7 protein-coding genes are annotated in these 11,167 nt (G+C 49.0%); all 7 read right to left on the minus strand.

Annotation, left to right across the window (positions count from 1 at the left end; translation table 11 throughout):
• Positions 1 to 68: 68 nt before the first annotated feature.
• Positions 69 to 311 (minus strand): hypothetical protein, encoded by a 243-nt coding sequence (locus tag E3J62_02485; GenBank protein TET47065.1) that lies wholly within the window; start codon positions 309 to 311, stop codon positions 69 to 71.
• Positions 312 to 350: 39 nt separating this feature from the next.
• Complete coding sequence (locus E3J62_02490; protein TET47066.1) at positions 351 to 5,180, minus strand: hypothetical protein; 4,830 nt, start codon at positions 5,178 to 5,180, stop codon at positions 351 to 353.
• Between the two features lies 1 nt (position 5,181).
• Positions 5,182 to 6,273 carry an endolytic transglycosylase MltG gene (gene mltG, locus E3J62_02495; GenBank protein TET47067.1) on the minus strand — a complete coding sequence of 364 codons (1,092 nt, stop codon included), beginning with the start codon at positions 6,271 to 6,273 and terminating at the stop codon, positions 5,182 to 5,184.
• Positions 6,188 to 6,640: a Holliday junction resolvase RuvX gene (gene ruvX / locus E3J62_02500; GenBank protein ID TET47071.1), complete on the minus strand. Its 453-nt coding sequence runs from the start codon at positions 6,638 to 6,640 to the stop codon at positions 6,188 to 6,190. The genes mltG and ruvX overlap by 86 nt, the downstream gene beginning before the upstream one ends.
• 235 nt (positions 6,641 to 6,875) lie before the next feature.
• A complete protein-coding gene (locus tag E3J62_02505; GenBank protein ID TET47068.1) occupies positions 6,876 to 8,573 on the minus strand; it encodes a hypothetical protein in 1,698 nt (565 codons plus the stop codon).
• A gap of 6 nt (positions 8,574 to 8,579) precedes the next feature.
• Positions 8,580 to 9,305 (minus strand): ABC transporter ATP-binding protein, encoded by a 726-nt coding sequence (locus E3J62_02510; protein ID TET47069.1) that lies wholly within the window; start codon positions 9,303 to 9,305, stop codon positions 8,580 to 8,582.
• Positions 9,302 to 10,762 carry a transglutaminase domain-containing protein gene (locus E3J62_02515; protein TET47070.1) on the minus strand — a complete coding sequence of 487 codons (1,461 nt, stop codon included), beginning with the start codon at positions 10,760 to 10,762 and terminating at the stop codon, positions 9,302 to 9,304. Before E3J62_02515 ends, E3J62_02510 begins: the two co-directional genes overlap by 4 nt.
• Between the last annotated feature and the right edge of the window lie 405 nt (positions 10,763 to 11,167).

Raw genomic sequence — 11,167 nt, forward strand, 5'->3', positions numbered from 1 at the left:
AGAATTCCCAGAGCGGTTCCCACTCTGCCTAAACCTATGATTGTTATCTTAGCCAAGTCCTCTATCCTTCAGTCTTTTGCGGTCTGCGCGACATTCGCACACCTAGATTGCTTCGTCGCTGACGCTCCTCGCAATGACAAGAGAGAGCTTGCTGGGTTAATATCGAATGCAGAGACTATCTGGTGCCCTGCTTTGGAAAGAAGAATTCCCAGAGCGGTTCCCACTCTGCCTAAACCTATGATTGTTATCTTAGCCAGCACGGCCTCCAACGAATGCAAGCTGTATGCTGTAAGCCATAAGCTGTAAGACAAGACGCTTGAAGTCTGTTCTTACAGCTCATAGCTTACGGCCTATTTAACAACTATCTCAACCGGTGGGGCGATTGCTTCAATCTCAGGGTTGTAGTATTCATACACTTTCGATTGAACAGTCTTAGCCTTCAACGGGAACTTTGCTCTCAGTCTGTATGAGAACTCAACCGGTCTTTTTCCTTCTACCTTTTCCAGATATACAATCACCTGTCTGCCAGTTATGTTGAATTTCTTTATCTTAGTACCCACAAGTTCGGCAAGGTCTCCAGCCTGGACTTCAAATCCAGGGGGGATACCCAGGTCAACGATGACCATGTGGGCCGTTCCAGGTCTGTTGTTTCTGACCTTCACATTGCAGGTAACCAGGTCATTCTGGACAAGTTCAGTCTTGTCGAAGTCCACGTCAATGGAGAGGAGTTCGCTGGGCGGTTTGATTGTCTCCTTCCATGGCAGATAGTACTTGGCGATGATCTCATAGAGGCAGCTTCCTTTGCCTTTCAGTTCCACTATCACGTCGTTTGTTCCTTCTTTGGTGAATTCCTTGAGATCTACAAGTCTCATCACATCTGCATTGTCTTCGGTCAGCCTGAGGGTCTCGGCCTTCTTCCCATTGATGTAGATTGCTATCCTGGCATCAACATCCTCAGTGCTGCCTCCCAGTGATGCGAGCAGAGCTCTGAGAGCCATAATCGTCGCCTGCGTTCCTCCCCATGTTCCACGCGGATTCTTTGACCTGATGAGATAAGTCAAGGCCTTGTTCGTCAGGTCCTGCATCCTCCCGTATTTGACGAGAGCGTACGCGATGAGCGCGGTCGTTTCCAGGTCTGCCGCCCCTCCGTGAGAATGGGTGAATGTAGGAATCTCTGATTTCCAGTAGACTGCGCCCTTCTCTTCGATCGCTTTCTCCCTCAGAAGGTTGAAAACCTTGGCGGTGGAAGCATCGTTTCTGTCCCAGGCGGCTAGAGCGTTCGCACAAAGGGCAAGCATGTATGGGTCGGTCACGTGATTCAGGTTCTCTCTTATGTAATTAATGGCTTTTGTGATCTGGCCTGATTTCTCACCCATCTCGAGCAATGCCCACGATATGTATGCTGTGGGAAGTATCTCATTCTTCTGAATCCTTTTCCAGGATTCTGCATGCAGGTATGAAGCATCAGGCTTCCAGGAACCATCTTTTTCCTGTTTATTAAGAAGCCAGTCCTTGGTCCGTGTTATTACGTTATCGTCGATTTCGTAGACCCTCGACATGTCCTTGAATTGCATCAGTCCGAATGCGGTCAGAATCTTGTTCGCGGGTGCGTTGCCGAACCATTCAAAGCCGCCTCCCTGAACCTCATAGGATAAGAGCCTCTGATAGCCAATACTGATAAACCCTTCTGCTTTCATTTCAGTCTCGGGTGTGACCTGGTCTGTTTTTCTCATGTAGTCGAGCATGAGTACGTTAGGATAGGTGACAGATGAGGTCTGTTCAAAGCATCCGAATGGCATTCTGAGCATCGATTCGAGTCCATCGACTATCTGGCTGAATATCCCGGGGAAGACCTTTACCAGTATCTTCGATGGGCCGTCAATCGCTCGGACAGGAATTATGACTGACCTTTCTACTCTGCCTTCCAGCCTGTCGCTTATTGATGTGAGAAACAACTCTCCATCAGGCAGCACGTCTATCTCTTTTGATATGGCATCGCTCATCTCTGAGCCATAGGCTTTTATGGTGAGTGAATGCCTTCCTATTCCTGTTACTTTTATTCTGAAATAGACTACCGTCACTTCGTCCTTCTGGAGTGTCCTGGTCACGGTCTGGTCAGAGAGGAGCTCGAACCAGTCTTCTTTTGTCATGACGAGTTTGACGTTCTGAGCGTGCTTCAGGTAGTTATAGACAGCAACAGGTATGGAGACTTCATCGCCCTCGGTGAGACTGACCGGAAGGTCCAGATCCACAAAGAAGTCCTGGAACACTGTTATCCCTCTCGTCTTGCTGCCCAGCTGGCCTGTGGCACTCGAAGCGGTCGAGGTGAGCCTCCATTCGGTTATCGAGTCAGCCCACTTCAGTCTGATAAAGGCCCTGCCCCTCTTGTTGGTAATTATGTCGGGCTTGAAGAGCATTGTCTCAGGGAAGTACCGTCTTATTCTCGGCTCCTCGGTTTTTACAGAACTCACGACTCTTGATGTGCTTGTGGCGTCGGGCGCCATTGCCTTCTTCATAACACCCATCTCTTCCATCGGCATCGCACGATCGATCATCATTCCGTCGACCATGAAGAGCCGCTCGCCTCGGCCGCCCCTCATCATCACATCGCCTTCCCGCCATCGCCGGCCATACGAAGGTACCATGTCGTCTCCTGTGCCCTTTTTCTTGTCCGGTCCCAAAGATCTAATGTCAAACCACCTCAGGTCATTGCCTCTTGCTATCATTTCATAAGGAGTTCCCCAGGGGTCGAGAAGGTCGGCGCTCTTTAGAAATCCTGCACGGACCACAGGTTCCAGCCCTTCATCCTTTGCAGGGTAGCGCTTCTTTTCGTTCTTGAATTGTCCGACTGCCCTTCTCAGTTTTTCCAAATCCTTTATCATTCTGGAGTATATTTTCTGAAGCACTATCGATTCTATTTCCTGGTATGTGTTCACATTTATGGTGTATTTGGGAGGCTCCTGGAAAGAAGCAAAGAGTATGGTAGCCGCCTTCTGCCTTCTCATATCCCGGTCAAAGGGAAGGACAATTTGCTCTGGAGTGAACCCGTGGATCTCGTAGCGGGGGGTCATTATCTCCCTTTCCAGAGTGAAATAGACCTTTTCCATGCCGGGCTGCATCTCGGTCAGGGCAAAAACTGCCTCATCGACAATCGCAATTCCTATGGCAGAGACGACTGGCTTCCCTTTTTTGTCTGTCACGGCAAAATGAATTGTTCCATCTTCGCCGGGTCGGTATATCTTTTTGTCGATTTTGATCTTTATGTTAAGGTCGTTTGCGGGGTTCACGTACACAGTCCTTGTGTCTCTTGCTATGTCAGACGTTCTTCCAACCATGTATGCGTGAACCTTCACGGTGCCTGAGAGATCCTGTGTCAGAACTATGCTTGCGGCCGCTTCGCCGTCTTTCACCTTTAGAGACTTTGTGAGCATGGTCTGGCCGTCTTTGATAAGATCAATGTAGGCAGTTCCTGTTTGTTTGGTGCAGAGAACTGTCGCCTTCATCACCTTGCCAGCTTTGTATATCGCCTGATCCGTTCTCAGAAGGAGGTGGGGAATGTTCACATTGTAGGTGAAGTTCTTGTTCAGCGTTGCCGTATTACCCGTCTTATCCTTTGCAGTGACGCTGACGATCATTCCACTATCCTTCGTGGGTAGTATTTCGAAAGTGGCAACTCCCATGTCGTCTGTCTTTGCTTCCATGTCGTTCAAGGTGACATGAGAAATGGCGGGTCTGCCATCCGGGTAGGTTGTCATAACAAAGATCTTGTTCTTGACACGAGGAACGATCTCACCGCTTTCAGGTATCAGGGTTATCCTTATGGGGCTCCTTGCGACTGTTCTTGTCTCGCTTTTCTTCTCTATATGTTCGGCAAGGTCTTTTACCTCGATGTCCAGCTTGACAAATGCATTGCCTTGCTCGAGAGGCTGGCCAACAAAGTACTTCGGCAGCTTGAGCTCGAACTCGTAATTGCCTTCCTTGTCGGTTTTCCCGATTGCTTCTCCCACCGTGCTGAAGCCCACATCGAATTTCGAAAGGGTCACCTTTACCCTTCCACCTGTCACCGGTTTTCCGAAGAAGTATACAGAGGAAACGGTTCCTTTGAGAACTTCCCCTGGCATATAGTATTCTTTATCAGTCTTCAGACGAACATTGAACTTCGGGAGGACGTATTTTTCTACAGTGACCGTCTTCTCGGTCTTGTCGTCTCCGATTATGGCCGCAATCTTGTAGCGGCCCATATTTATCTCATCTGCGAGCCTGAACTCCGCGAAGCACACTCCGAATTTGTCCGTTTTGGTCCTCTTCTTGAAGACTTTGTTTCCCTTTGAGTCAAGGACCTCCAGAACAATATCGTGCCCCTGAAGCGGCAGCATCGAAGGCTTGGTGAGCGTTATTGTACGCAGGTGGATTATCTGGTTAGGCTGGTATAGAGGTTTATCAGTTACAAGATATGTCTGGGTGACCTTTATGAGTTTCACAGCCTTCTCTACTGTATCCTTCCCCATGCCTGAATCAACGTTGATGATCAGTTTCACATCTTCCGTGGAAACTTCCGGGATGCGAATCACTGCGTTCGATGTTCCTGACGCATTGGTCTTCCCATTATATAAGAGGATTTTCTTATCCCCGGCGGAGAGAGTAACAGTAACCTCGGCATCTGAAACCGGGTCCATGTTCCTGTGGTTCAAGGCTATTATTCTGAGAGAAGCGTTGGAGCCGGAAAGAAGCTCGTTCTGACCAAGGACCCGGACTTCAAGCCAATCCATCACGGTCTGTGTGGCAACTAGCCCGGAGATATCTCCATGTTCGTGCACAAATGAGTATCTTATTCTGGTAGCCGCAAGATCTTCTGGTTTCAGCTTGACCGGTATGTGTATCGTCACCGTGTCCTTTCGTCTCCTGAGGACCACACTCCTTTCTGCTTCTGCTATCTTCTTGTCCTCCATGTCGATCAGAGTACAGGTCAGTTTTCCCTTCAAGAAACCTGTCACCGGCTTGGAAAAAGGAAGTTTGATTGTAAGATGTTGTCCGTCGTGTTGTGCTTCTATTCGTGATTCAATGAGTGAAGCCTCCTCAGCCTGGGCAAAGCTCATGGCTAGCATGATTGCCACGCCGGCGAAGCATGCGAGCGCCAGGACCACGACGACAACGCTGATTACTGTCTTGTATGCGTCCATTTCAATTCCTCCTCATGGCTTGTTTGTTAAGTCTTGCTTCGACTTTTGCTCTTGCATGTTCCCGTTTGGTTCGGGAAAATATGTGGGAGCCGTCGCCCAGCGCGACATAGTAAAGACACTCAGTCTCCTCAGGGTACAGTGCCGCTTCGATAGAGCTGGCTCCCGGATTGCAGATAGGTCCAGGCGGAAGACCTCGGTGCAAATAGGTATTGTAGGGGGATTTTACTTCGAGATCTCTATAAGTGAGCAACTCCTTGTGCTTTGGCAGTGCGTATTGCACCGTCGCGTCACATTGGAGAGGCATGCCCATCCGGAGCCTGCTGTACAGAACGCCTGCGATCAAAGGTCTCTCCACGGAAACCATTGCTTCCCGCTCGACCATTGATGCCATTGTCAATACGTGGTGAAGCGTGCTTCCCATTCGGATTGCCTGTTCCTGGTGGGTTTCATCGAATATCTCAAAAAGCCTGCCCACCATCATTCTTATCACCCGGGCGGCATCCATTCTCCAGAATATGTTGTATGTGTCTGGGAAAAGGTACCCTTCAAGGCTCTTCGCCTTAACTTCGAGGCTCTTGATGAAAGCTTCATCACTAGAAAGAAAGACAAAGCGGATCGAATCTACAGAAGCCTCGCGTGAGAGTAATGACGCGATTTGCCTGAAGGTCAGACCTTCAGGTATTGTGACACGCTCGCCAACCGTGCTGCCTCTGGCCAGCATGGACACTGTCATTGCCTCAGACTGTCCCTTTTCGAATCTGTACCTGCCTGCCTTCAGTTTTCTGTCCACGCCCCTTGTTCTTGCAATCGCTTTGAAAAGTGCAGGGCTGTCGATGACTTCTGTCCGTGTCAGGTCATTGGCTATCTGGGCAACAGATGTGCCAGGTTCGATGGTTAAGACAACTTCAGTTTTCTTTGAATGAAACGGGAAGGTAAAGTATACGTAGTGGACTGCGATGGCCAGAGCACTCACCAGTATCACAATGGGCAGCACCCACTTCAACGCGCTAAACATCCTCATCGGAATCCTTGGGCTTAAATGTGGCCTTCCCGTCAAGATAGGACTGGAGTATGATAACCGCTGCAAGTTCATCAACACGCCCTTTCTCTCTGCTGGGCTTTCTTCCCATCTCTCTCATTATCCGTTCGGCAGCCTTTGTAGATAACCTTTCATCCACAAGCGTGAATGGGACTCCTGTCGCGGTTTTCAGATTCCGGGCAAACTCTTCGACAGAACGGGCTCTCTCGCCTCTTTCTCCCTTGAGTGTAAGCGGGTGACCCACGACGATCAGTCCTATCTCGTGCTTGGGTATCAATTCTTTTAGCTTTTCTATGCCAGTTTCTGCATCAATAACGCCTAAGGGCTGGGCGGTAATCCCCAGAGGGTCACTTATGGCAACACCAATCCTCTTTTCTCCCACATCAAGACCAAGCACGCGTGGCTCAAGCTCTTCCTGCATATCGGGTGCGGGACGCTGAGCCTCTCCTTTACGGGAGTAGACCTTGTCGCTCTTTTTTATCCGCCCAAACGGTTTTATCTTCCAGAACCGTCTTATTTTCAGTTGAGGTATACTCCATTTTGCCATTTTTTGCGCCTAATCCTGAAAGCTATTTTGGACACTCCAGCTATTCATAAGCCAGTGAACTGTCTGTAGGTCTGACTATATTACACCAGAGAAACAGCAAAATTCCACTTCAAATCTCCCGCCGCGACAGACTCCTCATTCCGAGATATATGGGAAGTGCTATTGTAAGTGCATTAAGGGCCAAAAAGGCCAGCCCCGAGACGATGAAAGGATAGGCAGGAACAGGTATCCTATTCATTCTGCCTGTAAGGTAGACATATCCCGGCCAGGCCAAAATGCTGACGGAGAGGCCGACGTAGGCCAGACTGGTCACGGCAGTGAGCATTCCACCTGGACCTGACGCAATCTTTGATGGGTTCGTTTCCTTCAAATCGGGCATGCCTGCCCCAAAGCCAATTGAGAGACTGACCAGGGAGCACGCGAAGAACAGGACTGCAACCATTGAAAGTGCTGTTATGATTGGGTCCACCTTTAGAAACAGGTTTGAAACCAGAATGAGTGTCTCTACGAGCAGGGTTCCCAGAATCAGGTTTAAGACCAGTTTCCCCCAGAAAAGGTTCCTTATGGAAAGAGGAGCGGATCTCACAACCCACAGAGCCTGACCCTCGAGGCTTATGGCAGGAAAGACAAACCTTATGCAGATTGTTGCGAAGACGTATCCCGTAAAACCGAGGTTAATCAAAGATATCAGGTTCCGCCAGTGTGGCGTGGTAAAGTATATGGGAGTTCTTTTCAGGCTCAAAACGTAAATGGTCAGGAGGCCGAGAAGTATAGCCGCTTGCGCCCACTGCGCCGCATCTCTGAGAAAAAGCTTGAAGTCCTTTTCTGTTAGAGCGCTCAACTGGCCCCTGAACATCTTGAGAAACAAAGGTTTTGCTGAACCGAAACGTGGCGTGGTGCGTGCTATCCTCCTGGTAGATTCCCTGGATGAGGTCCACGTCCGCCTGTAAATTCTGGATGCCACGCCCATGGACAGAGAGATTGCGAACACGGAAGTACTCAAAAGCAGCAAAAGATAAAAGGCCACGCTGCCGGTCGTCCGGTTTGCTGCAGATACCATCAGACTGGATAGCCATGTGCTGGGTAGAAGTGGCGATGAGGCGGCACCGAGAGAGTCAAGATAGCTGTCCAGTTCATGGAGGCTGGTTGTGAACGGGAGTCTGGTTATGCCCCCGGGTTGCCCAACAAGGAAGTAGGCTGCCGCCGCAAGGACGAAGAGGGCGAGCAATAGGAGGACTATTTCTCTTTTTCCTATTCTGGGAAACAGTCCGGTCAATATCATGAGGACAGTGACGGCAAAGCCGGCAGGCACCAGAGTGAAAAGTAAGAAACACGCTATTGACAGAGGGTAGAAATGGAGAGGCGAATGTGCTGCCACACCGAAGCTGATTAATATGGGAAGGCCAGCTATAAGGGTTGCCCAGGAGCTGTATGCAATGTTTTCCATGAACTTCAAGATGAAAACAGACTGGCTAGAGATTGGCAGCGACATCAGAAACTCAACCTCGCTGGATCTATATAGTGTTGAAAGTGAGGTGACTATGTTGCTCATGAAGAGCATGGAGAGAAAGACCAGGAAGGTCATGTCGAGTATTCTACCCATCAAGACTGGACCGATGAGTTCTACTGTGTAGAGGTAGGCAAATATCCGGTAAAAGAATATGTAGCCGCCGACTACAAATATCGAGATTACTGCACCGTAGCCGCCAAACCTGACCAGCCTGCCTCTTTTTCCACTGGCGACATACTTGGATGCGTCTTTCAGTTTTGCTCTTGAAAGAGCAAAAACCTCTCCAAGAATAATCATCTTGTCTCAGCCACCCTCGGTGATTTCCATGTAGATGTCTTCGAGTGACTTTGCTCCACTTTTGGATGCCTTGCGGAAGTCATCCATGGTACCGATTGCAACCAGTCTTCCTTTGTCTATGACCCCCACGCGGGTGCAGATTTCCTCTGCAACTGACAGGGAATGCGTTGAGACGAAGACCGCAGTTCCATTCTGAACTCGATTCTTGAAGGTCTCCTTCACCTTTCTTGCACTTTTCGGATCGAGACCGACCATCGGCTCATCAACAAGTATCACCGCAGGATCGTGTATCAGCGCGGAGCATATGACTATTTTTTGGCGCATGCCGTGCGAGTATTCTTCTACCCTGGAGTCTGCCCACCTGCCAATCTCCATGTATTCGAACAGTTCGCCTGTTTTCGACTCTATCTCTGAGTCTTTCATCCCATACAGGTCCCCTATGAACCGAAGGAACTCTCTTCCGGTGAGCGATTGATAGATATAGGGTGAATCGGGTATATAGCCTATTTTCGATTTTGCCTTCTCGGGGGCTTGTTGTACATCTGTTCCATCCACGAGTATGTTTCCGGATGTCGGGCGGAGAAGCCCAACTATCAGCTTGGTGGTCGTCGTCTTTCCGGCACCGTTTGGGCCAATAAAACCGAACAGTTCACCCTTCTCGATATGAAGCGTGAGGTTCGACACCGCAGTCACTTCCCCATATCTTTTGGTAACATTCTCAAGATGTATCATTCGTAGTCCACTATTTTGATGTTCAGTTTTCCAAGCAGGTTTGCGATTGATGCCTGATTTTCGATTCCGCCTTCTGCGAGCATCAAGTGTGTTGCATCGGCTATGTGCTGACCGAAGGTGGCATCTACATCGATCCACTCGCCCACATACACCCTGTTCCAGGCATGATAGTAGAAAGATCCAGCGAGATATACTACTCCAGTCGCTATGGTTGTAGGAATCCCGGCGGAACGCAGAAGAGCAGCGAGAAGAACTGCATGCTCATTACAGTCTCCCCGCTTTGTTGCCAGAACATCCACAGCAGATGGAACAGATACGGTAGGTGACTTTTCAAGGTTGTCATAAACCCAGTCAACGACTGCGTGCCACTTCTCCAGGGGGTCGGTCTGGCCCTTGACTATCGAGTCGGATGTGGCCTTTATTCTGGGGTGATCAACCTGAACAAGGGGTTCGGAACCAAGGTATGTTTCAAGATGCTCTGGAATTTGTTCGGTTTCAGCTTCAGGCTGAACTGTTGTTATCTCAATCTGCAGAGGTGAAGTACTGACAATGTGTTGTCTGTTGTTTGATATCTTTTCTGGGTCGAGCTCGACTCCTTCAACCTCTACCTTAAGATAAGTGACAGACCTTGGATCAGCAATTAGCTTTTCAGTTGGTATCGAAAACAGGGTGAGCAATTCTACTTGTCTCTCCGCATTGGGCAGCTTCTGTGCCAATTCTCTTGGCTCCTCCACGATGAGGAGGCCCATGGGTCCTTCCTGCCTCAGAACTTTGCCATTGTCGTCTGCCCACATTTCCATTCTCGTTCCAAAGAAAGTTAGTGCCATATGGGTGGTCTCCAGAAATTCTCCTCTGTGTTTGATTTGTTGCGAGCCAAGGTGTTTTATCCACATCTTCGTGGGCTGAAAGGCGCTTGGATCAAAGACAGTGATGGCGATGCTGTCGCCCTCTTTCAATTTTTTCTGTTCGATTAGCGGCGCCACCGAAAATGGGAGGTATGTACCCTCTGGAAGGTCGAATTCAAGGCTCTGGATTTCTCCCTGGGAGATAAGCTTGACCTCCATGCTATTTCCGACGACCTTCCCTTCGGCTCTAAGGGACTGATGTTTTGACCGGATCTCAAATGAAAAGGATTCCACTGCGTAGTTCCTGTCACATTGAGCACGCACAAACGTCTTCACGTCCTGGTCAGTTCCCAAAAGGCCGAAACGCATGTAGGACGATTCTATGGCCTGGTATCCGGTATCTGTTTCTCGGGTGATGGACATGGTGTAGCCAATCTTGTTGCCGGAGAGATAGATTGACATCCACTCGACGCTGTCCTCTCCGGCATAGGAGATCTCCTGGACAGGCTCGGTTCTGCTGGGGAGGTTTCTCTGGATGAGAAGAGCCATCATGAAGAGCCAGATGGCGGAGATGGCAATAAAAAAAGCCCTGAAGCCGAATGATTTTCGCATCCTTTTCACCCCTTGGAACTCAAATTATACCAGATATTTGCGGCAAGTCAAGACGCCCCTCCCGGCCCCACTCCACCGGAAAATAGAAAATAAGACTTGAAACCACGAGATTATACGAGATTGACACAGATACAAACAATATCCTAATAACTAAACCCGAACCATATGAGAATCTTGTGATAATCTGTGAAATCTGTGGTTGCAGGTCTTCGAAATTCCGAAATTGAAAACACTTGTAACCACAGATTAGACGAGATTACCACAGAAAAACCATATCCTAATGTCAAAACATGAAGATGAGGAATCTTGTGAGAATCTGTGAAATCTGTGGTTGCAGGTCTACGAAATTGCGAAATTGAAAACACTTGTAACCACAGATTACACGAGATTACCACAGAAAAACCA

Source organism: candidate division TA06 bacterium (genome assembly GCA_004376575.1).
Classification (GTDB): Bacteria; Hydrothermota; DG-26; order E44-bin18; family E44-bin18; genus E44-bin18.